Origin of the sequence: Mariprofundus sp. EBB-1, from assembly GCF_003665155.1 — a bacterium.
GTDB lineage: Bacteria > Pseudomonadota > Zetaproteobacteria > Mariprofundales > Mariprofundaceae > Mariprofundus.
Map to the genome: position 1 here is coordinate 1 of NZ_RCFQ01000030.1, position 22,735 is coordinate 22,735.

General features: G+C 47.2%; 20 protein-coding genes and 1 tRNA gene. 14 read left to right on the plus strand and 7 right to left on the minus strand.

All coding sequences use genetic code 11. The features are described from left to right. The 7 genes from D8Y20_RS11040 to D8Y20_RS11070 form a co-directional block, all read right to left on the minus strand. The coding region (locus D8Y20_RS11040) for a DUF4347 domain-containing protein (RefSeq protein ID WP_121543714.1) at positions 1 to 2,826 on the minus strand (2,826 nt) is incomplete at its 3' end. After that, positions 2,826 to 4,697 carry a TolC family outer membrane protein gene (locus D8Y20_RS11045; protein ID WP_161957627.1) on the minus strand — a complete coding sequence of 624 codons (1,872 nt, stop codon included), beginning with the start codon at positions 4,695 to 4,697 and terminating at the stop codon, positions 2,826 to 2,828. The genes D8Y20_RS11040 and D8Y20_RS11045, both read right to left, overlap by 1 nt. Before the next feature lie 474 nt (positions 4,698 to 5,171). After that, positions 5,172 to 5,246 (minus strand) — tRNA-Glu (locus D8Y20_RS11050). A gap of 54 nt (positions 5,247 to 5,300) precedes the next feature. Continuing rightward, on the minus strand, positions 5,301 to 6,119 hold the full coding sequence (gene dapB / locus D8Y20_RS11055) for a 4-hydroxy-tetrahydrodipicolinate reductase (RefSeq protein WP_121543718.1): 819 nt from the start codon (positions 6,117 to 6,119) through the stop codon (positions 5,301 to 5,303). Further along, complete coding sequence (gene dnaJ, locus D8Y20_RS11060) at positions 6,119 to 7,261, minus strand: molecular chaperone DnaJ (protein WP_121543772.1); 1,143 nt, start codon at positions 7,259 to 7,261, stop codon at positions 6,119 to 6,121. The genes dapB and dnaJ overlap by 1 nt, the downstream gene beginning before the upstream one ends. 187 nt (positions 7,262 to 7,448) lie before the next feature. Beyond that, entirely contained in the window at positions 7,449 to 9,386 is a 1,938-nt protein-coding gene (gene dnaK / locus D8Y20_RS11065; RefSeq protein ID WP_121543720.1) for a molecular chaperone DnaK, read from the minus strand. A gap of 111 nt (positions 9,387 to 9,497) precedes the next feature. After that, positions 9,498 to 10,079, minus strand: a complete 582-nt coding sequence (locus tag D8Y20_RS11070; protein ID WP_236075411.1) for a nucleotide exchange factor GrpE — start codon at positions 10,077 to 10,079, stop codon at positions 9,498 to 9,500. Positions 10,080 to 10,445: 366 nt separating this feature from the next. On the opposite strand from D8Y20_RS11070, the gene D8Y20_RS11075 reads away from it, so the two are divergent. From D8Y20_RS11075 to ileS, 14 genes are all read left to right on the plus strand, one after another. Further along, a complete protein-coding gene (locus D8Y20_RS11075; RefSeq protein ID WP_121543774.1) occupies positions 10,446 to 10,910 on the plus strand; it encodes a L,D-transpeptidase in 465 nt (154 codons plus the stop codon). 98 nt (positions 10,911 to 11,008) lie between these two features. Beyond that, a complete protein-coding gene (locus D8Y20_RS11080; RefSeq protein ID WP_121543724.1) occupies positions 11,009 to 11,449 on the plus strand; it encodes a hypothetical protein in 441 nt (146 codons plus the stop codon). Next, entirely contained in the window at positions 11,446 to 12,405 is a 960-nt protein-coding gene (rfaD, locus tag D8Y20_RS11085) for an ADP-glyceromanno-heptose 6-epimerase (RefSeq protein WP_121543726.1), read from the plus strand. The genes D8Y20_RS11080 and rfaD overlap by 4 nt, the downstream gene beginning before the upstream one ends. After that, entirely contained in the window at positions 12,402 to 12,722 is a 321-nt protein-coding gene (bamE, locus tag D8Y20_RS11090; RefSeq protein WP_121543728.1) for an outer membrane protein assembly factor BamE, read from the plus strand. The genes rfaD and bamE overlap by 4 nt, the downstream gene beginning before the upstream one ends. Positions 12,723 to 12,901: 179 nt before the next feature. Then, positions 12,902 to 13,225 (plus strand): hypothetical protein, encoded by a 324-nt coding sequence (locus tag D8Y20_RS11095; RefSeq protein WP_121543730.1) that lies wholly within the window; start codon positions 12,902 to 12,904, stop codon positions 13,223 to 13,225. Beyond that, positions 13,226 to 13,714, plus strand: a complete 489-nt coding sequence (locus D8Y20_RS11100) for a roadblock/LC7 domain-containing protein (protein ID WP_121543732.1) — start codon at positions 13,226 to 13,228, stop codon at positions 13,712 to 13,714. Positions 13,715 to 13,779: 65 nt separating this feature from the next. Further along, the gene (locus D8Y20_RS11105; RefSeq protein ID WP_121543734.1) at positions 13,780 to 14,424 is read left to right on the plus strand and encodes a hypothetical protein; all 645 of its coding nucleotides are present in this window, start codon (positions 13,780 to 13,782) and stop codon (positions 14,422 to 14,424) included. After that, entirely contained in the window at positions 14,424 to 15,005 is a 582-nt protein-coding gene (locus tag D8Y20_RS11110; RefSeq protein ID WP_121543736.1) for an ATP/GTP-binding protein, read from the plus strand. The genes D8Y20_RS11105 and D8Y20_RS11110 overlap by 1 nt, the downstream gene beginning before the upstream one ends. A 27-nt stretch (positions 15,006 to 15,032) precedes the next feature. Continuing rightward, positions 15,033 to 16,358 (plus strand): LysM peptidoglycan-binding domain-containing protein, encoded by a 1,326-nt coding sequence (locus D8Y20_RS11115; RefSeq protein WP_121543738.1) that lies wholly within the window; start codon positions 15,033 to 15,035, stop codon positions 16,356 to 16,358. Further along, a complete protein-coding gene (locus D8Y20_RS11120; RefSeq protein WP_121543740.1) occupies positions 16,328 to 18,004 on the plus strand; it encodes a peptide-binding protein in 1,677 nt (558 codons plus the stop codon). Before D8Y20_RS11115 ends, D8Y20_RS11120 begins: the two co-directional genes overlap by 31 nt. A gap of 146 nt (positions 18,005 to 18,150) precedes the next feature. Continuing rightward, positions 18,151 to 18,462, plus strand: coding sequence for a hypothetical protein (locus tag D8Y20_RS11125; protein WP_121543742.1), 312 nt, complete (start codon positions 18,151 to 18,153; stop codon positions 18,460 to 18,462). A 127-nt stretch (positions 18,463 to 18,589) separates the two neighbouring features. Then, complete coding sequence (locus D8Y20_RS11130) at positions 18,590 to 19,519, plus strand: bifunctional riboflavin kinase/FAD synthetase (RefSeq protein ID WP_121543744.1); 930 nt, start codon at positions 18,590 to 18,592, stop codon at positions 19,517 to 19,519. 69 nt (positions 19,520 to 19,588) lie between these two features. Next, positions 19,589 to 19,810, plus strand: a complete 222-nt coding sequence (locus tag D8Y20_RS11135) for a GxxExxY protein (protein ID WP_121543746.1) — start codon at positions 19,589 to 19,591, stop codon at positions 19,808 to 19,810. A gap of 102 nt (positions 19,811 to 19,912) precedes the next feature. After that, positions 19,913 to 22,624, plus strand: coding sequence for an isoleucine--tRNA ligase (ileS, locus tag D8Y20_RS11140; protein ID WP_370050719.1), 2,712 nt, complete (start codon positions 19,913 to 19,915; stop codon positions 22,622 to 22,624). Positions 22,625 to 22,735: the final 111 nt, after the last annotated feature.

Here is a 22,735-nt window from a genome sequence, read left to right on the forward strand (position 1 = left end):
AATCGCCGCAGTTGCCAGTGACGTCGTTGCAGTCATTGATGCACTATCGTTTGCTGATACCGTGAGACCAGCACCAGCACTAATGGCTCTAACTCCGAGATACCCTGCCCTGAAACCAATATACGCATCGGTCTGGCTACTCACCTTGTTCAGACTAACAATACCGCCTGAAGCAGAACCACTGGCTCCAAACAATTTACCGCGAGCTGACGAAACAATCGCATTACCTACCGCAGTATTGAGCTTTGCACTCGTACTTGCCAGGACAGATAGCGCGCCAGTGGTCAAAATTTCTGAATCCATGATATAAGCACGAATATCAGCGCCACTATTCAGACCAAACGCGGCATCGCCACCAATCAGTGCATCGACATTATCCAATGCCGTAGGACTCCAGCCAAGTGAATTCACTCCGATGACAACACCTGATGATGTCACTGCACCACTCGCAAGCCCACTTCCAGCACCCGCCTTTGCGCTACTCTCTGCAATAGCCTCCACCACGGAGGTATCATCTGCGAGAATCTGAAGCGTGCCTACCCCGGTCACAGATACAGAGCTACCATCAATATAAGCATTCACATCACCGCGAATGTCATTCGATGAGTATGAACCGGAAAAACTAAGTGCTGATGTTGATAATACACTGGAGCTGAATGTAGATGCTCTGACAACTGAATTGACCGAAATTCTTTTCAATGCATCCAACGAGATTGCTCCACTTGCAGCTACCACGGAACTGAAAACATAAACTTCAGTATTTTTATCCAGTAGGTTTTTCGCTACAGCAGCTGAAAAACTATACGGTAGCGTCATGCCACCGATATCCGTGATTTTCAGCGGGGACTCGGCAAACAGTAACGAAGCATCACTAGCCATAATCGCGATACCACCGGCACCCGCAGTTATCGTACTACCTGCAATATAAGCACTGGTAAGTCCCGAAATATTGTTGGAGGCAAATACTGACGTGGCAGTGTAATGTGTAGCGCTCAGAGCGCTCAATTGAAGCGTTCCTACATTGACATTACCACTATTCAAGATATGTGCCGACGCATCTTCACTAAACTGATTCGTCGCAGACACCCCCAGCAGGCCAGCCGCTGTAGCCGTCACATTACCCTGAGTTATAGCCGAAACAGATAAAATTCCGCTAGTCACCACATTGCCACTGATAGTGGCATTAGCGCTTGATGAAGAGACCAGTGATACAGGATTCACATCACTTATCGACACATTACGTAATACAGTCGATGTCAGGGTGACATTAGCGGTCGATGCCATGATATCGCCAAGCACCTGTATAGATGCATTTTTTGCGGTAAGCTGAGCGGCGGCAGTGACCTGTATTTCATCCTGAGCAAGCGCAGTCAGCGCCACATTTCCAGCTGTATTAATGACAAAACCAGCGTTCAGAATAATTGATTCTGCATCAACACTGAAAGCACCAATCAGATTCAAGTTTTCACTGATGCTCACTGCATCAGTGCCAGAGCCACCTGAAACCACCATGGAAAAAGCATTAATATCCACCCCAGCGATGGCGGTATCCACAAAGGATAGTGAATCGTTCCCGCCCATCAGGTTAACATTGATATTAGCCGTAGTATCCAGTACAAATCCGGCCAACGCAGTAAATGTGGCTGCGCCATCCCATTTGTATTCAAGCACCCCCGGGGTGGTTACCTGCAGTTGCAACACATCGGCAACAGCTGAACCGGTAAACGTTAAAGTTGTTCCGGCTATCACGGGAGTCGCCCCTGCAAGCACCCCCCGATATCCGGCGGAACCGGCAGCATTGAACATCTGCGCACTTTCAATCTGGCCGGTGTTGAATTCCAGGTTCCAGTCGCCACCAAGGGCGGCGGCACCGGTCAAATCGGTGGAGGCGGCCACATCGGCGCCGGTCAGCTGCGCCAGTGAATTAACAAACTGCATGCCGGTAGTGCCGGCTGCCACTTCGCAGCCGTAGAGCAGAATATCGCCATCGGATTTGAGCGACTGCCCCCAGCCTTTGATCTGGGCGGCAAATTTCTCAAGTTTCTTGCTATCGAGCTGGCTGTTGCCAAGTCTTAACTGACCGCTGCTACCGTGTGAAAGAATATGCACGGCAGCCACGCCCTGATGCATGGCCAATATTTCAGTAATCTGGTCAATGCCGCTACGCGTGGAATCAAGAATAAACACTTCAACATCACGCGATGGCGCTGCATTTTTTATCGCTTCAAAAGCTGGCTGTTCAACCGTGGCGGCAGCCTGTGCTGTATCTGCTGTGGCAGATGTTGCAAATGCTGGTGTTGCCTGCTTATGCGCGGCACTGGCCGCATCGGTGCTAACGGCAGTATTGGCAGCACTGTGCTGCACTGCCTTGGGTAGATTCAACTGATCGAGCAGCGTCTGGTAATCGGTGACCTGCGCATCCACAAAAACAATTTCATGTGCCGTAGCAATCTGTGGTGGTGCAACCGATGCCATTAACAGTGCCGCATCGGCACCGGCAAAGAGGTAAGGATCTACTGCTGGTGTAGCGTCCGCTGTGGAAGCCGGCGCAGGATCAGCCGGCACCTGTTGCTGTGCTGCTCCGGTCAGTTGTTCAATCGTGGCCTGATCAAGCAGCAACTGCTCTGGCATCTGTAACAAAGCCGGATCAATCGTGCTCTGGCTTATCCCCGTTAAAGCAGGATCTGCCGCAAACAACATGCGCGGTTCAAGTGCTTCGAAATCCAGTCGGGCATGGCGTTGTTTGAGCTTACCTTTGCGTGCAGGCGGTCTGGCATGATACACAATGGACTTGGCCATACGGCTGAATACGGAAGCGTTAAACATCAGATATTAATCTCACGAACAATTAACCAGCGATTACCATGCAACTCAAAGGTAACCTGCTTCATGCTCTCGTCGGTATAGGTATCGGACAGATAATATTGACGAAAGATCACCTTGGCGGTTTTACCGGCCTCGATCGTTTCAAGCTTAACATCACCCAGATTCACCCTGATCATATTTTTACCATCAATCTTGCGGCGTCTATCTGCTTTCCAGTCGGCAAGCGAACCGGCGTTCGGTTTGAAGTTCGGGGCATAACTATCAAAATAGTGCTGCAAATCCTGCTTGGACCACGCCTGACGCCATTGCTCAAGTGCTGCCAAAGCATCCTCACCGGTCAATGCTGGTTTATCGGCTGACGCAGGGGTTTCAACGGCTACACCCTTTTCGTCCATCACTACAGGAGCGCTCGGCACTGTCGCAGTTGACGGAGTCTGAACTACCACCAGTTCGGCTGGTGCTTCTGCCGATGTATTATTGGCCGCAACACGCAAGGGAGAAACAATAACAGCATCAGGCTTCTCATAGGTGCTCGCCGCCATGCTTTCTCCGGCAAGTAAGCTATTGATCTGTTTCAGATCTTGACCGTCAAGACTACCAGCAGCCTGACGGATCTTGACGTAATTCAGCAGGTGATCATAACGCGAGGCCACTAAATCTCGCTCGGCAATATAAAAGTCACGCTGCGCTTCCAGTTTCTCCAGCATCGAACTAACACCGGCGCGATGCCCTTCCCGCTTGAGTTCATACAGGCTGCGCTTGGCTTCCAGTGATTTCCTCAACGCATCAATTTTCTCTGAGCTGCTTAGCAGTTGGATATAACCGGCACGAATATCCCGTTCCACGGAACGATGTGCCGCTTCAAGTTCTTGTCTGGCTTGTTCAACTCTGTACAGCGATTCTCGCGTCAAAGATGCGGTGCGACCGCCCTCATAAAGCGGCAGATCCACCTGCAACAACACTTCCGACGTATCCACCTTGCTACCGCCGCCAAACAGCGAGCCTTTGGTATCTTGGCGATTGTAGCGGGCAATCAGGTCTACGGTCGGATAGTGCTGCGCAAACTGCTTGTCCGATTCTTTCTCGGCAATCGTAACCGCCACCGCTTTGGACTGGACCGTATAGTTATTCTCAACAGCACTGCTCACCCGTTCATCCACTGACATCGGGGTAAGTGCCGGTAGCACTGCATCCTTACTCAATGGGTGCATCGACTTGATCGATATACCGACCATGCCCCTGAGCACTTCCAGTGCATCCTGCACTGCTGCCTGCGATGAAATCACCTGCGCGGTGACTTCTGCTGACCTGGCCTCCACATCGCGCAGATCCGATACCGATAACAGGCCACTGGCATATTTCACCGTGGCTATATTCAGCTCCGATGCAAGCGTCGTGCGCTCGGCAACGGCAAGCGTATAATTCTCTTCCGATTCAAGTGCTACCAGATAGGCCTCAACCAGACGCACCATCAGATCCTGACGCGCAGCCGAGAGTTCAAGGCTTGAGCGTATCTCACCCAGTTCAGTTTTGCTGTAGGCATACCATGCATCCAGATGAAAAAGAGGCTGCGTCAACGAGGCTGTCCAGTTGGTGGTTGGGTATCGGGTCGAGCCCTGACCGAACACGGCATTATCTGAACGCAATATTTTCTGTTTGGTGGTCTGGGTCTGGAATTGAGCGGAAGCATTGGGAAGAAAGTTAGCCAGCGATTGCCTGTGCAGTTCCTCGCTTACCTTGCCTTCATACTCGGCAGAGCGCAGTGCAGGATCAGCATCCAGCGCTGCCTTGTAGAGCCCCATCAGATCCTCAGCATGCGCACTCAAGGGAAGCACCATAAAACAGCATAAACCAACAATGTACTTCAGCATCAAATCTCCCGTCTTTCTAGCGTGGATAAAAGTCATATCGCTATACTTCTTTAACTACGCAAAAACATTCTTTCGCATATCAAACTGGTCAATTCATTGTCTAAAAGTCATTGTTATCAATCTTTGAAAAAAACACTCGAACGCGGCGCACCCAAAGACTTTATTGTTTTCTAGATTCACGACTATTGGAACCATTGTCAATGAGTGCTATTACTATATGGAAACGATTATACAAACAATCAAATGCCTGTACTGTATTCACCACCTGGGACTACAGAATGTTTATGCTGAAAATGTTCAAGTTCACTGAGATGCTCGCCGCAGTTCGCAGCGATGTCGGGTGATTGGATTATAAACAGTAGTTCTTTTGGAAGATGTTGAGAAAAGAAAGATATGTTGCGCACACGGATCGATTCTTCAAGGTGATACTTTAAAAAAATAAACCCCAGTTATGCATGCATAACTGGGGTCAAATGGTACTCCCAAGGGGAATCGAACCCCTGTTTCCGCCGTGAGAGGGCAGCGTCCTAACCGCTAGACGATGGGAGCGTAATTGCGACCGGCATAGTAATCTCCGGATCGTATCAATGCTACTAATTCAAATTAATTCAGACCGAGCACATCCTGCATATCGAACCAGCCGTTGGATTGATCTGAAAGCCAGCCCGCTGCACGCACGGCACCGCGCGCAAAAACCATACGATCAGAGGCATTGTGGTTGATCTCAATGCGTTCTTCATCAGCAATAAACATGGCTTGATGTTCACCAACAATATTACCACCGCGCACCACTGAAAAACCTATCGTGCCGGGTTTACGCGCACCGGTGATACCTTCACGTGATAATACGGCCACATCATCGAGATTCACACCACGGCCAGCGGCCAGCGATTTACCCATCGCCAAAGCTGTGCCACTCGGCGCATCCACTTTGTGTTTATGATGCGCTTCATAAATTTCGGCATCATAATCGTTGCCCAATACCTGGGCTGCTTTCTCAATCAGATTCAGGGCCAAGTTCACACCAACGGAATAGTTAGCTGCCATCACAACCGATGAATTTGATAACGTATCCTGTAACTGCTGCATCTGCTCTGGAGTGAAACCTGTAGTACCAATCACCATAGCAACATCATGATTGGCGGCATAACGGGCGTGAGTCAATGTGGCTGCAGGGGCCGTGAAATCGATAATAACATCGGCCTCAGCACAGCTTTCGATATTATCAACCAATCTAACACCAAGTGTCTCCACCCCTGCAAGTTCACCAGCATCTCGCGCCATGAATTCAGATCCGGTACGCTCGGTGGCAGCAACCAGCACAGTGGATGGGCTTTCTGTAACGGCACGCACCAACATTCGGCCCATGCGGCCTGATGCTCCTACGATAATAACCCGTACTTTGTCGCCCGTATTGCTCATCACTTCACCTCTTTGGAGAGATCTTCCCATACATCTTTCACTTTGCCCAGAAACGAGGAACGTTCAGGATAGACATCATCACCGGTTTCGTTGGCAAATTCACGCAATAGATCTTTCTGACGCGCACTCATTTTCTTCGGTACGGCAATTTGGATACGCACATACAGATCACCCTTTTGACTGCCTGCGCGTACATCCAGCACACCATGACCACGCAAACGGAACACGCGTCCGCCTTCTGTACCGGCCGGAATCTTGATCTTCACTTTCCCATCCAGTGTAGGCGCATCGACTTCTGCACCAAGCGTAGCCTGAGGGAATGTTACTGGCATGGTACAGTGCAAATCAGCACCTTCACGTTCAAAGATCTTATGCTCTTTTAAGTTAATCACGACATACAGATCGCCAGTTTGACTGCCATGCGGGCCCGCTTCACCTTCACCTGTTACGCGCACCTGCGCACCCTCATAGACACCTGCTGGTACTTTAATCTTAAGGTTTTTCGTTACTTTCTTACGCCCTGCTCCACTACAATCTGTGCATGGAGAATCAATGCGTGTACCTGCACCCTGACAGGTTGGACAAGGACGACGCACAGCAAAGAAACCCTGCTGCATCTGTACCTGACCATGGCCACCACAAGTACTACATGGCACTGGATTTGTACCGGGTTTTGCACCGGAGCCGCGACATGTACCACATGACTCATGCCTTGGGATCTTTAATTCGACTTCACGCCCACTGGCCGCTTCTTCCAGCGTCATCGACAAGTTATAACGCAAATCGGCACCACGTGCGGCACGGCGGCCACCGCCACCGAACATATCACCAAACACATCACCGAACATGTCACCAAAATCACGGAACGCATGTGAATCCTGTGCACCACCACGGCCCCAGAAATCCTGCATCTGATCATCTACACCTGCATGGCCATACTGATCATAACGCGCACGTTTAGTGTCATCAGTCAGCACTTCATACGCTTCGGTTACTTCACGAAAATTATCCGCAGCCGCAGTATCATCCGGGTTCCGATCCGGGTGATACTTCATCGCCAACTTACGGTAAGCCCGCTTGATATCATTGGCATCAGCATCTTTGCCTACACCTAGTACTTCATAATAATCGCGTTTGGACACTGTCACTCCCTGCTTGTTCTGTTTAGCCATTTTTACCACAAAGACACGAAGACACTAAGGAAACCCAATGATTCGTTTCAACTTTGTGTCTTTGTGCCTTCGCGGTTCAGAGCTTCTATCTTTTAAAACGTGAAAAGGAGCGGTGAGCCTAAGCCCCCCGCTCCTCTCACACCTTTACTTGTAGCATTTACTTCTTGTTGCTGTCATCCACAACTTCAGCATCAACGATTTCTGCATCCTGGGCTGCGTTGTTCGCATTTGCTGAATCATCAGCCGCGCCACCCATATCAGCAGCGCCTTCAGCACCAGCCTGTTCCTTCTGCATATCCTGATAGATCACTTCGCCAAGCTTCTGTGATTTTTCAGCCAACTTGGTTTCAGCTGCCGCGATTGCCTCAGCATCACCACCTTCAATAGCTGTCTTGAGTTCAGCAAGTGCATCTTCGATGCCTTTGCGTGTCTCTTCGTCAACCTTATCACCATGTTCTTTCAATGATTTTTCAGTGGAATATACCAATGCATCAGCGCGATTCTTCGCTTCAATCTGCTCTTTCAGCTGCTTATCAGAATCCGCATTGGCTTCTGCATCTTTCTTCATGCGTTCAATCTCATCTTCAGACAGACCGGAACCGGACTCGATGCGGATTGATGTCTCTTTACCCGTACCTTTATCTTTGGCATGTACATGGATAATACCGTTGGCATCGATATCAAAGGTCACTTCAATCTGTGGCATGCCGCGCGCTGCAGGTGCAATACCTTCGAGGTTAAACAGTCCCATCTCTTTATTGGCTGAGAACAGATCACGTTCACCCTGTGCAACCTTAATCGTTACAGCAGTCTGGTTGTCAGCAGCAGTGGTGTAAGTCTGGCTCTTCTTGGTTGGGATGGTGGTGTTCTTTTCGATGATCTTATTAAACAGACCACCTTCCACTTCAATACCAAGCGAGAGTGGGGTTACATCAAGTAGCAATACGTCAGTCACATCACCAGTCAATACTGCGCCCTGAATGGCTGCACCAATCGCAACAACTTCATCAGGATTCACACCTTTATGTGGTTCAGAACCAAAGAAACCCTGCACTTTTTCCTGTACCAACGGCATACGTGTCTGACCACCAACCAATACCACCTCATGAATATCAGAGGCTTTCACACCCGCATCTTTCAATGCCTGTGCACAAGGTTTCAAAGAAGCTTCTACCAGATCACCAACCAGGCTTTCGAATTTAGCGCGGGTAAGCTTGATCAACAGATGTTTAGGACCTGAGGCATCGGCTGTGATGAATGGCAGGTTTACTTCAGTCTGCTGCGATGAAGACAATTCAATTTTGGCTTTTTCAGCAGCTTCTTTCAAACGCTGCAGAGCAAGTTTGTCTGCCATCAGATCAACACCGTGCTCTTTCTTGAACTCTTCAGCCAGATATTTAATCAGCACCTGATCGAAATCTTCACCACCAAGGAAGGTATCACCATTGGTCGCTTTTACTTCAAATACGCCATCACCGATTTCCAGGATAGAGATATCAAATGTACCGCCACCCAGATCATATACTGCGATCAGGTGATTCTCTTCAGTCTTATCCAAACCATACGCAAGTGCCGCAGCAGTCGGCTCGTTGACAATACGCAGTACATTCAGGCCAGCAATGGCACCGGCATCTTTGGTTGCCTGACGCTGTGAGTCATTAAAATATGCAGGTACAGTAATCACCGCATCTTTAACTTCTTCACCAAGATAATCTTCAGCGGTCTTCTTCATTTTCTGCAAGGTAATAGCAGAAACTTCCTGCGGGCTCATTTTTTTGCCATCAACTTCGATCCATGCATCACCGTTATCGGCTGCAACGATTGGATATGAAACCAATTCATGATGGTGTTTGGTTTCAGGCGAATCAAACTTACGGCCGATCAGTCGTTTTACTGCATAAAATGTGCTGTCTGGATTGGTAACCATCTGACGCTTGGCAGATGCTCCAACCAGACGTTCATCCCCAGTAAATGCCACGATTGAAGGTGTGGTATTATCGCCTTCAGAGTTGGGAATCACTTTTGCTTTGTCGCCTTCCATCACCGCTACACACGAGTTCGTGGTTCCGAGATCAATTCCTATTACTTTAGCCATGTTTCTTTTCTCCTGATTTCACGTTAAACAATTTTTTATTCAAATATCTTATGTATCACTTTATGGGGAGGCATGATATTGAATTCAACCCCTATCCCACCATTGATATGATTATGCTGGACCGCTGGAGACCAGTACCTTGGCAGGACGAATCAAACGACCATGCAGCGTATAGCCGGCAACATGTTGTGCGATCACTGTGCCATCCGCTTCTTCGCTAGGCATCTTGGTTAACGCCTCATGGAAATGCGGGTCAAAAGTCTTTCCTACCGCATCAATACGAACCACTTCAAAACGTTTCATCATGTCGTGCCAGCTATTGAGTGTGAGTTGCACGCCTTCACGAACAGCTTCTTCATTGCCACTTTCTGCTTCCAGAGCGCGCTCAAGGTTGTCAACAACATCCAATAATGATGTAGCAAACTTTTCAACACCAAACTTGTGCGCATCTGCCACTTCCCGTTGTGTACGCTTACGTAAATTATCCATCTCAGCCTGCATGCGCAGCAATTTATCATTTAAACCAGCTACTTCAGCCTGAGCCTCCTGCAAAGGGTCTACTTCAGGGGCTGCGGTGACCTCATCACCATTTTCATCCAATTCTAGGGCCTCATCTAAGTTGATCGGCTCATCCACTACGCCGTCTTCCACTTCGGTTTTAACTTCAGCCTCTTTCTTCTTTCTGCCTATCACTCTGATTCCTCCAAGCATTCATCTGTATGGTATCCGACTGCCCTTTTATAGGGCCACCAAAACACGGTTTCAAGACCCCTCGCTTGAATCAGAACAACCGCAATAAAATATTCTCTGCGTCATTATGATGATCCAACATTTTTCTGTTGCACAAGCCTTGTCACCTTGTCGCAAGTAAGGATATGCAGATGGCAACAATTCTTGCCTTTTCTTTGCCTGACTCCGCCCCTGCGTGGATCAAAATGCGAGTGACCAGATCGCTCTGGGCGCAACTATGCAGTAAATATTTTTCATACATTTGAGAAACAATGGATCCATCACGTGAGTGAATGTTGTTGTTCAGGCTCAATTGTTTATAGTCAGGCCGTGATTATTATCTCCATCAACAAGCAGATGCTCTACCACCATCGAAAAACAGGCGTGTGCTATGCATATCCCATTTCGACTGCCAGTCGCGGTGCAGGAAATTGCGATGGCAGCTTGCAAACACCCTTGGGAAAACATCGTATTGTTGAAATGATAGGTGCTAACATGCCGATCTTTACCGCCTTTAAAGGCCGCCAGCCATATTGCATCTATGACCCCATCACAGACAAGCCCGATCACGACTGGATACTCACCCGTATCATCTGGCTTTCAGGTTGCGAAACTGGAAAAAACCGCCGTGGTAAAGTTGATACACAGTCACGTCTTATCTATATCCACGGCACCCATGAAGAGGAAAAGATCGGCAGCCCCGCCTCGCATGGTTGCATCCGTATGAAAAACAACGATATCACAGCACTCTTTGAGCATGTTACAGTTGGCGAACGTGTTCGCATATGCGAATAATTTACAGGCTGTTTCTGCGGATAAACTTGCGCTGATGGAATGGCAACGTAATATGCCCGCAACAAATTATCAGGAAAAACAATGCAGGTGAACAACATATGAGCAACGTACAGGCGCTACCGGGTGTTTTCCCACTACATGAAGATCGTAATTTCATATCTGAAAGCGAATGGGTTATTTTTAAATTGCTTTGCAAACCTGTAGATACTTTCTCAGAAGAGAATGCTGAAGCGCTATCCAAGGCCACGGGTAACCAGGTCTCTGTAGCACGCTGTGATGAGCTAATACGCATCGTTCGCATTTCCAAGCTGAACGGACTGGGAAGCTGGATTTCACGCCTGTTTGCAGAAGCAGGATTTAACGACAGTGATGTACGAAATCAGGATGCTGATACAATCATTGAAGGGGTAAATGCAAAAGTCAGATACCCCATCTGCAACAAAGCCACTGCCCGTGCTTTGCATACATTACAACTTCAGTGGAAAGGCACATCTGCACCATCCACCGAAAACGCCAACGCAAAGGATGACCTATCATGAGTGAACGCATATTGGTAACAGGTGGCGCAGGCTATATTGGATCAAACATAGCCGCAGCACTAAGTAAACGCCCGGGTACAGACGTACTCGTTGTGGATGATTTTTCTTCTGGTGATTGGCGAAACCTGATTCATGTCGATTGCCAGGTACGAGCTACCGACTGTGATGACCCTGCCCTGCTTGATGAGATTGCCAACGGTGATTTTTCAGCTATTTTTCATGAAGCAGCCATCACAGATACAACCATCATGGATCAGCGCTTGATGATGGAATTCAACACCAATGCTTTTGCCGACATTCTTGAAGCCAGCCATGCATCGGCAACACGTGTTATCTACGCCTCTTCGGCAGGCACATATGGTAATTCACCAGCCCCCAACAAGGTCGGTAGTGGTGAAGAGCCAGAAAACATTTACGGCTTCTCCAAGCTGGCCATGGATCGCATAGCCTACCGCTGGCATGATCGTCACGCTTCCAACATCATCGGTTTACGTTACTTTAATGTGTACGGGCCCGGTGAAACCCATAAAAATGAAAAAAGCGGCAATAAAACCGCATCGATGATGCTGCAATTATATGAACAGGTGAAAGCAGGAAAACAACCACGTCTATTCAAATACGGCGAACAGAAACGTGATTTTGTCTATATTCGTGATGTAGTTGACGCCAACCTTGCTGCCCTTGATGCCCCCCGTTCCGGTGTATGCAATGTCGGATCAGGACAAGCGCGTTCTTACAATGACATCGTGAATACCCTCTCTGATGCACTTAACATGAAACTGGACATTGAATATTTCGACAATCCATTTACTTTTTTTCAGAACCACACCGAAGCTGACCTTTCAAACACGGAATCACTACTGCAATGGAAACCTGCATGGACTCTGGAGAAAGGTATGCATGATTACATCAGCTTATTGGAAAAGGGACATAGAGGCCCTGCGGAGACCGCATGATACGTACATTCATTACAGCCACTGCAATATCGGCATGCCTATTACTCTCAGCATGTCTCCATGAGCCTATCCATCAAGGCAATAGGCTCGATGGCGACAAAATCCACCAGATCACTGAAGGTAACACCAAATTTGCCATTGAGCAGATACTTGGTTCCCCCATACTGAATAGCACACTGCACCCAAACCGTGTAACCTATTATGAAGAGTTCGATGATGAAGAGAGTGGAAAACTACTCTGGCGCAGTATAGAAATTGAATACGATGATGCCTTACGTGCTAAAAAAATCACCCGAACAGGCTTTGAAGAAAAATAAGAACAGATCGATTTGCTATCGGTATAAGGCATCACAATATAAAGCCTGATAAGGCATGACACCCATAGGCATGCTGTTGACAAGAAAACGACAACACCATAAAATTCTTACTTTTCACATTATTTACAGGAGGATAGGCCATTTCACTTCAACATAAACTTGAACAACTGCAAGCAGAAATGGATCTTATTTTCATTGTCATTGCCAATGATGAGGGCTTGATTATGGCCGATGTTGGAGAAGCCCCGGGAGAAGATTTTGCTCCTTTTTCTTCAACCCTTATCGAAACAGCACGGCAAATGTCTCAGGCAGGCGAGCTGGGAGACCCTGTCTGCAACGCGATTGTGTTAAAAAAAGGACGCATGCTCATTATGGCCGAAGCCAGTATTGGCGGTGAGTCTATTTACATATCGATATTATGCCGCAAAATACCCAGCGGAGTACAAAATTTAATCAAACGTATTGTCGACTTTATGTCTGAAACATTACTAGGGAACCACTAAATGGCTGACCAATACATAGATGCCTGTCGTCAGGAACTTGAAAAGCTCGTTTCAAGAGAGCCTGATCTTGATGCTGCACTATTATGCAGCGTAGATGGGCTACCTGTTGCATTTGCATGTGAAAATGAACTGGAAACAGATTCAATGTCTGCCATGTGTTCATCCATGTTATCGCTTGGTGATGCCCTCTCCATTCAAGGTGGGGATGAAAGCTGTATTCAGGTTGTTACACAATCGAGAGGCTGCACCTTCGCTCTAATTCACGCTGGAGATGATATGCTGCTTGCTCTGATGGGTAACCGCTCACTTAAGCTTGGCATGTTACTGGGTCACGCACGTAAAGAAGTTGAAATTATTGTTGAACTCATGAGTAAATCCAATGCGCATGATAAAAAGGGAAAAGCGGCTAGCCTCTTTAAAAACAAAGAGCCCGCTTTATTAGAAGAATTGGTAAATCGCGTAGTACGTGAAGCGCAAGACAAACAGTAATTGGTAGAGATGATGCAGCGTATCGATACAGTGCACAGCTCCCGAAAAAAGAAAGGGGAAAGAACATGAATACACTTGTTTTCCTTCGCCGCATGATCATTAGCCAGCAACCTGCTCGTGTTGATTATACCGTGAGCAATCAAACAAAGAGTATATATTATGATAGATCCGGATTCGTGGGCACGCCTATCGAAGTAGCTCAGGCATTAAGGGATATTTTCAAATCCCGAGCTGTCTCTGTCATCAACGATGTCGATCTCAGTTCTGCCGGCACATTGCGTATTTTTGCTCCACAAGCGATTTCATCCGCGCTGGCCGGTTATAAATTTGATGCTGAAACACGCGCTGTTCTGCTCAGTTTCACTATGCGATTACCTCCACTGATGGTTCGTCTTTTCCCCATGAACCGTTACGCTTTTCAGGACAATGCATCATATATGAAAATGCATATGCAATTTCAACACAATGGTGTTTTCCGCATGCAGCATTATATTTCTCAGGCTGATAATTCACTCGATGAAATCGTACGATTAAGGGTCATGATGGCAACATACATATTGGGTCTTATTGCCCCACTCTCCAAACAGAGCGAGAAGAGCCATAACGCCACGCAGAGAGTTTATGGCAACAGAACACAGAAGACACCAACGACAAGAGGCAAAAAAGTCGGTCTCCTTAGCAAAATCATCATGCGCATCAGAGGGCTATAATGGAAGACGCTAAACAGATCGTTAAACTCGTCATCACTGGCCCGGTAAATGCCGGTAAAACTACCATGGTTCAAAACCTCAGTGACTCACAAGTAACCGCAACTGACGTGTCCGCAACCGACCATGTTTCTCAGCTCAAAAGCATGACTACTGTTGGACTTGACTTTGGCATACTTAAAATTGATGAAACGCTGGAATTGCACTTATTTGGCACTCCCGGTCAGTCGCGTTTTAACTTCATGTGGAACATCTTGTCCAAAGGCGCTATTGGAGCCATATTTCTAGTCGATAGCACATCTGATGATTCACTTGTTGAAATGACCAAAATGTTTGAATATTTCCAAAAACATGTTGATTTACCGGTTGTCGTTGGCGCCACCAAACAAGATTTGCCGGGTGCTAAAAGCATCGAAGAGCTTAAGTCTCTGCTGAATCTTGGTGATACCATGATTATCCCTGTCGATGCACGTAAAAAAGAAGAAAGTAAAATACTGGCGCTAACCCTGCTGGGTAATGCCCTGGTTGATGCACAAGAGGAAGATGAAGAATACGAAGATGAGGACTACGAAGATCTCTTTTAAATGTTCACTAATCTTCGCTGCATACACATGAGATCCTATCATCGCAATCCTGCCATCAATGTTGGTTTTGGCTTGGCACACCTTTTATGTTTGCTTGGCGTAGCTCTGTTCGTCTCAAACTGTGCCGTCCAGAAAAAGAAGCCTGTGACCGCACAAGCCGAACAAAATAATCCTGCATTGACGTTAACGACCAGTATTAAATCCACCGAGAATGTAAAGCTTACAAAACCCATCGCCTCCAACCCTTTACTCGTTGGCATTAGCCCTGAAGACCTTGAAATGTCAAAAGCACAGGCTAAACGCATCTACCATCGTAGCTGGAAAACCATTGGGATACGCTCTCGTTATGTTCGAAAAAGACTCTTAACAACATTGGAATCACTACATGCCCCAACCTCCCTGCAAGTGCTTCCAGCCGTAGAATCCACCTATGACCCTTATGCATTGTCACCAGCAGGAGCCCTCGGTTTATGGCAGATCATGCCTCGCACAGCACAAATCCTTGGCATACGCTCTGAAAAAGAAAAAAATGGCCGTCGAAATATTAATGATTCCACCTCCGCAGCCATTCGTTATTTGCAAGAAATGCATGAACGGTTTAATAGCTGGCCACTTGCCATTGCAGCCTACAATTTGGGTCCTTATGCAGTAGAGAAACGCCTTAAGAAATCTCCATGGGAAACTGCTGATGGTCTTGAAAACATGCCCATTCCAAGCAGTACAAGAGCATATGTTCAACATGTTATCGGTTTAGCCGCCTTACTACAGGATGAAACTTTTGATTTCCCAGAACCTGTAGAAACACGCCCTATCACAATACAAAGCCCTGTGGATATTCAACGCCTGGCAGAAATAAGCGGCATGGCAAAAGATGAAATATTTCGTTTTAATCCGAGTCTGAATCAGGCCCAGTATCTGCATAACACCATTGATATTCATGTACCTGTATCCATATTTAAAACCATGCAAGAAAAAATTGCTCTCTCTGGTCCAGTATATGTCAATCATACCATTAAAACTGGTGACAACCTGTGGGATATTGCCCGTAGCTACAATACTTCGGTGAGCAGACTGAAAAGCCTCAATAAAAACATGGGGAAATATTTGCGTATTGGTCAACGGTTAAGGGTGCCAGCCAACAGATTAGCCCAAGCCGTTGCCGATCATAACCCTCTCCTATCTGGTGGCCATCGCATCCGCTACAAAGTGCGCAACGGTGATTCGCTCTGGCTCATCGCCAATCAATTTGGCACCAGCCCTAAAGCGATTGCCCGTTCCAACCAAATTTCATTAAACCATGTCATTCGCGCCGGAGATATTTTATGGGTTTTCGCCAAGGTTCGACCAAGCTGAATTTTCTTCACTGCTTCATTGTCATCGTTGCTTTTTTAATTACCAGCTGCTCAGAACCTTCGCAGAGCTCTACTCCTGATTACGAGCATGCTTCAAACACACCGGCTACAGGAGACAGATTAATCGATGCCAGCATTGGTGATGCCAGCAACCTTATCCCCATGATTGCAGGTGATGCATCCAGCCATGCCATTGCCGGCCAACTCTATTTATCGCTACTTAAATATGACAAAGAACTGAACCTGACCGGTCAATTGGCCAAATCATGGAATATCGCAGCAGACAACAGAACAATCACCTTTCATCTGCGTTCGGGTTTAAGGTGGAGCGATGGCAAGGCATTCACATCAGCAGACTGCGCCTTCACCCTTGGCTTAATACAAGATGAGCATACGCAAAGTGCATATAAATCAGATTATGCACTGGTCAGTAGCTTTGAAGCACCCGACCCACTTACCTTTATTGTGCGATATAGTGAGCCATTTTCTCCTGCACTATCTTCATGGTCATCACTTGCCATATTACCAAAACATATCTTTGACGGCGTCGATATTATGAAAACGGAACTATCACGTACGCCAAAAGCCACCATTGGCCCCTATCAGCTAGCATCATGGCAATCGCAACAGTCTATTCTGATGCGTGCTAACCCTGATTATTTCGATGGGCCAGTTTGGATTTCCGAGCGACTTACCCGCATTATCCCTGATAGAGCTACCCAGTTCCTTGAACTTACGGCAGAAAAACTGGACTCCGTCAGTTTAAGCCCCATTCAATACTCACGCCTATTTGATACCAAAGAGGTACTAAAAAACAATTATAACCGTTATAAATATCTTGATTTCGTCTATACCTATCTAGGCTTTAATCTCAAAAGAGAACCATTCAACAATATCCACGTGCGTGAAGCTATCGCCTATGCCATCGACAGGCAGGAAATTCTTGATGGTGTCCAGTTAGGACTGGGAGAAACCATTGCCAGCCCTTACAAACCCGGCACATTCTGGGTAAACAAACACCTGAAACCCAGAGTTTATGATCCTGATAAAGCAAAAAAAATATTAATCAAAGCTGGTTGGAAAGATTCAGATAATGATGGCATTCTGGATAAAAATGGCAGACCACTCTCCTTCACTATTTTAACGAATAACGGTAATAAGCAGCGCGCAGACGCCGCCACCATCATGCAACATCGTCTTAAGAAAATAGGCATTGACGTGCATATCAGGCTGGTAGAATGGTCTGCATTTATCGAAAACTTCATTAACAACCGTAATTTTGATGCTGTTATCCTTGGTTGGTCACTTTCACCCGATCCTGATCAATATACGATCTGGCACTCATCTCAAACAGGTCCGCGCCAATTTAATTTTCTCTCATATAACAATGCCAGGGTGGATAAGGCGCTGGACAGTGCGCGCCGCACCTTTGACCGTCAGGAACGCAAACGACAATACGATATTATGCAACAGGAAATTTATAATGATCTACCAATGGTCTTCCTGTTTGCCCCCTACTCCCTACCTGTCATGCACAAACGCTTTCATGGTATCAAACCAGCCCCAGCCGGCATTGGTTACAATAGCGAGCACTGGTATGCGCCGGCGGATTTACAAAAATATAAAACGACTTCAATCGCACCATAATTTGAATTCATTCAGCGCCAGAATCCAATATGGCTTGAATTTCCTGCCTGAAAAATTATGCTTAAGCCATTACAAGGGCTCAGCCTTGGGAGGCCACCATCTCTTCTTTAAGCAATCAACTTGAAAACATCCGACTGCAACATAATATGGCATGCATCATCATCATTGATGGTGAAGGGCGATTAATCACTCAGGTTGGTGAAGCACCCGAAGGCGAAGAGTTTGCGCTGTATTCTCCAATGGTCATGGAAACAACCCGACGTATGGCGATCTGTGGTGGCTTTGGTGACCCCATCTGTAATGGTGTCATTCTCAAACAGGGTCGCATCCTGATCACACACGAAACCACCATCGGTGATCTTGTCATATACACCTCACTATTGTGCCGTGGAAAAGTACCTCCAGGATTATTGGGGATCCTGAATAATATTTCTGAACTGGTTAAAAAATCGTTCTGAATTTCAACGTTTGAGTCCCCTTACATCAGCTCTACTAAGCCGAATATCAAATCTATAGTAGAATCTATATAGCACTCATCCCAATTGATGCGTGAAGGCTTATCATAGACACGCTAGCTTAAGCCGCATGCAAATCATTCATACATGGCAAGAAGCCAAAGAGATCATCGAACTCAAAGGCGGCGCAATCACGGTCGGTAACTTTGACGGCGTCCACATGGGCCACGAACAGGTACTGGCTGAAACAAATGGCCATGCACAAGCCGTTGGAGGCCCCACCATCGTGGTCACTTTTGAACCACACCCACGCGCCGTCCTGTTTCCTGAAGAGGCTCCTCGTCGCCTCTGTCATGTACAGGAACGCATGCAACACTTGCAAAAAGCAGGTGTTGATGCCGTGCTGCTACTTGAGTTTACGCATGAACTGGCTGGCTGGTCAGCTGACAAATTTTCACGAAAATTACATGATACATTCACTTTTAAACATATGCATGTTGGTTACGATTTTGCATTCGGTCATGACAGACAAGGTCATATTGATGATCTTCGGTTGCTTGGTGACGCAACGAATTTCACAGTTACCGAAGCATCTGCTTTTGAAATGCTGGGAGCGGTTGTGTCTTCATCCCGTATCCGATCCGCTGTAGAAGCCGCCGATTTTGATATGGCAGCCAAACTATTGGGACGCGACTACGCCATTGCAGGCACCGTACTGCATGGCGATAAACGCGGCCGACAAATGAACTTTCCCACAGCCAATATCGATGTCGCCGATCTGGCCCACCCTCCGGTTGGTATCTACGCGGTACACGCCAATATTGATGATCAACATTGGCACGGTGCGGCTTATCTGGGCTATAGACCTACATTCAATGGCCGCACCTTACTACTGGAAACGCATCTGTTAGATGTTAACCCGGATATTTACGATCAATGTCTGAATGTCAGTTTTGTCGAACGCATTCGTGAAGATCGCACCTACGCCGGCCATGCTGATCTGGCCACACAAATTGCCAAAGACTGCCAGGCCGCACGGACTATTTTGGACGCAGATTGATACTGATGAACGCAGATCAATTCAAATTCAAAGCATTAACAGAATTAATTATTAAGGCTGCAATCACCAATGCAAGTGAAGTATGATGGGCTGGTAGTAGGTGAATATTTTGCCGATCTTATTGTAGAAGATAAAGTGATACTGGAATTGAAAGCAATATCGCATATCCTGCCGGCTCATGAAGTTCAATTGGTCAACTATCTTAAAGCCACGGGGCTGGAAGTTGGTCTATTAATAAACTTTGCAGGCGAACGGGTTGAAGTCCGGCGCAAGGTGTTGAGCAGATCTTAATTCTGCGCTCATCTGCGTCCATCTGCGTCTAAATGGGGATTAATTTTGACTGATACATTTGATTATAAAAACACTGTTTTCCTGCCGAAAACCGATTTCCCGATGCGCGGCAATCTACCCACCAATGAGCCTAAACGACTGGCGCAGTGGGAAGCAGCTGATCTTTACGGCCAAATTCGTGAAGCACGTAAAGATGCACCGAACTTCATCCTGCATGATGGCCCTCCATATGCGAATGGCAGCATCCATATCGGCCATGCCGTCAATAAGGTACTCAAAGATATCGTTGTACGCTCTCGCTCCATGCTCGGTTTTAACGCACCATATGTACCGGGTTGGGATTGCCACGGTCTGCCAATCGAACTGAAAGTTGAAGAAAAATTCAAAAAGAAAAAGATCAAAAAAGAGAATATTACAGACTCAGAGTTCCGCACTGCCTGTCGTGAATATGCCAAAGGGCAGATTGATATTCAGCGCGAAGAGTTCAAACGCCTTGGTGTGATTGGTGATTGGGACAACCCTTATGTCACCATGGACTACAATTTTGAGGCCAACACAGTACGTGAAATTGGTAAATTCCTTGGTAATGGTGGCCTCTATAAGGGAGCTAAACCCGTACACTGGTGTGTATCATGTGCCACCGCTCTCGCTGAAGCTGAAGTGGAATATGAAGATCATACCTCTCACTCCATCTATGTGAAATTTGCTGCCGGTGAAGACCTGACAGATATTGACCCGGCTTTAGCTGGCGACATCTCTATCGTAATCTGGACCACTACACCATGGACTATTCCTGCCAATATGGCTGTTTCCGTTGGTCCAAATATTGAATATGCAGCAGTTAGAATCACCAATGCCGGTGAAAACAGCAACCTGAAGGTCGGAGAGATTCTGATTCTGGCTGAAGATCTGCGCGCTGGCGTGATGGAAGCGATCGGTGCTGAAGGTGACGTGCTGAGCACGATCAATGGATCTGCTTTTGACAATCGTCGTTTCCGTCATCCTTATCTGGATCAGGATGCACCGATTCTGGTTGGTGATCATGTAACACTGGAGGCCGGTACAGGTTCTGTTCATACCGCTCCCGGCCATGGTCAGGAAGATTACGAAATCGGCATGCGTTACGGGCTAAAACCATTTAATCCAGTCAGTGATACCGGCGTATTCTATGAAGGCACGCCTGTAGTTGAAGGCCGCCATGTCTATCAGGCCAATGCCATCATGGTAGAACATCTACAGAGCTGCGGCGCTCTGCTCGAAACAAGTCAGATCAAACACTCTTACCCGCACTGCTGGCGCTGCCACAAACCGCTTATTTTCCGTGCAACACCACAGTGGTTTATCTCCATGGATAAAAATGATCTGCGCCAAAAAGCTCTCGAAGAGATCAAGAAAACTGAATGGACACCGGATTGGGGTGAGAACCGTATCCGTGCCATGGTAGAGCAGCGCCCTGACTGGTGTGTATCGCGTCAGCGTAACTGGGGTGTTCCCATCACAGCCATCCGTTGTGCCTGTGGATCGCACAAAGTGACCACACCTGAGGTTGTTGAGGGCATTGCCAAGCAAGTTGAGCTGGGTGGCGCTGATGTCTGGTTTGCCAAAGATGTGAGTGCATTCCTACCTGAGGGTGCCAAGTGTCCGGATTGTGGTAGCACTGAATTTGAAAAAGAGACCGATATTCTCGATGTCTGGTTTGATTCAGGCTCCACCCATGCCTGTGTTGTTGAGCAGCGCGATGAATTGAGTAGCCCTGCCGATCTTTACCTTGAAGGCTCTGATCAGCATCGTGGTTGGTTCCAGTCATCACTGTTGGAAAGTGTGGGTACACGCGGTGTTGCACCATTTAAAGGCGTACTGACCCACGGTTTTGTAGTGGATAAAAACGGCAATAAAATGTCCAAATCCAAGGGTAATGTGATTGCACCACAAAAGATCATTCAGCAGATGGGCTCTGATATTCTACGTCTGTGGATTGCATCGTCGGATTATTCCGCTGATATTCGCATCTCGGATGAGATCCTCAAACAGCTGGCTGAAGCATATCGTCGTATCCGTAACACCATCCGCTTCCTGCTTAGTAATCTGCAAGGTTTCGATCCAGCCACCGATAGCGTGGCCATCGAAGATCGTCAGCCACTGGATCAGTGGGCATCACATCGTCTGGCTCAACTGGAACGCTATGTGCATGACTGCAATGAACACTATCAGTTCCACCGCATCCATCAGGAAATTCATAATTTCTGTTCGGTTGATCTGGGTGGTTTCTATCTCGATATCATCAAAGACCGCCTCTACTGTGATGCAGTAAATTCAACCCGTCGCGCTTCTGCCCGTGCCACGATTTATGATCTGGCCGATACGCTGATCCGTCTGATTGCACCTGTGCTGCCATTCACTGCAGAAGAAGCATGGGAGCATCTACCCGGCTCTGATGAGAAGAGTATTCACCTGCAGACCTTCCACCCAGTAAATGACATCAGCATTGATGAAAAGGCATGGGAATCATTCTTTGCTATTCGCGAGCAGATCAACACTGCTTTCGATGAAGCTAAAAAAGATAAAGTGGTCGGTTCATCTATTGCAGCCAGCATCACGGTACCGGGACTTGATCAATCATTTAGCGATAGTGTTGGAGAAAGCTGGGAACAGCTATTCATTGTCGCCAAGGTTGAATCAGGAGATGCCATCTCCATCAAACCTGCAGATGGCACCAAATGCCCACGCTGCTGGAATGTTGCGGCACCCGCCCAGCCTGAACACGATATACACAACGAACTATGCCCACGCTGTTTTGAGGTAGTTGCCGACTAATGACGTTTGGCTTGTTTTCCATGTCAGGAAAAGCAGTGGTTCTCATGACTGATGACTTCGTAGGAGTCACCATCGCACCCATGGACGGGCGCGCAAATCAAGCAATTGATT

Bases quoted from the DNA above. Each gene is read 5' to 3' on its own strand.
- D8Y20_RS11045 (WP_161957627.1), bottom strand. From the start codon at position 4,697: ATGCTGAAGTACATTGTTGGTTTATGCTGTTTTATGGTGCTTCCCTTG.
- bamE (WP_121543728.1), top strand. From the start codon at position 12,402: ATGATACGTACATTCATTACAGCCACTGCAATATCGGCATGCCTATTA.
- D8Y20_RS11130 (WP_121543744.1), top strand. From the start codon at position 18,590: ATGCAAATCATTCATACATGGCAAGAAGCCAAAGAGATCATCGAACTC.
- dapB (WP_121543718.1), bottom strand. From the start codon at position 6,119: ATGAGCAATACGGGCGACAAAGTACGGGTTATTATCGTAGGAGCATCA.
- D8Y20_RS11095 (WP_121543730.1), top strand. From the start codon at position 12,902: ATGGATCTTATTTTCATTGTCATTGCCAATGATGAGGGCTTGATTATG.
- D8Y20_RS11080 (WP_121543724.1), top strand. From the start codon at position 11,009: ATGAGCAACGTACAGGCGCTACCGGGTGTTTTCCCACTACATGAAGAT.
- D8Y20_RS11120 (WP_121543740.1), top strand. From the start codon at position 16,328: ATGGGTTTTCGCCAAGGTTCGACCAAGCTGAATTTTCTTCACTGCTTC.
- dnaK (WP_121543720.1), bottom strand. From the start codon at position 9,386: ATGGCTAAAGTAATAGGAATTGATCTCGGAACCACGAACTCGTGTGTA.
- D8Y20_RS11105 (WP_121543734.1), top strand. From the start codon at position 13,780: ATGAATACACTTGTTTTCCTTCGCCGCATGATCATTAGCCAGCAACCT.
- D8Y20_RS11110 (WP_121543736.1), top strand. From the start codon at position 14,424: ATGGAAGACGCTAAACAGATCGTTAAACTCGTCATCACTGGCCCGGTA.
- D8Y20_RS11115 (WP_121543738.1), top strand. From the start codon at position 15,033: ATGAGATCCTATCATCGCAATCCTGCCATCAATGTTGGTTTTGGCTTG.
- D8Y20_RS11100 (WP_121543732.1), top strand. From the start codon at position 13,226: ATGGCTGACCAATACATAGATGCCTGTCGTCAGGAACTTGAAAAGCTC.
- ileS (WP_370050719.1), top strand. From the start codon at position 19,913: ATGCGCGGCAATCTACCCACCAATGAGCCTAAACGACTGGCGCAGTGG.
- D8Y20_RS11125 (WP_121543742.1), top strand. From the start codon at position 18,151: ATGGCATGCATCATCATCATTGATGGTGAAGGGCGATTAATCACTCAG.
- D8Y20_RS11135 (WP_121543746.1), top strand. From the start codon at position 19,589: ATGCAAGTGAAGTATGATGGGCTGGTAGTAGGTGAATATTTTGCCGAT.
- rfaD (WP_121543726.1), top strand. From the start codon at position 11,446: ATGAGTGAACGCATATTGGTAACAGGTGGCGCAGGCTATATTGGATCA.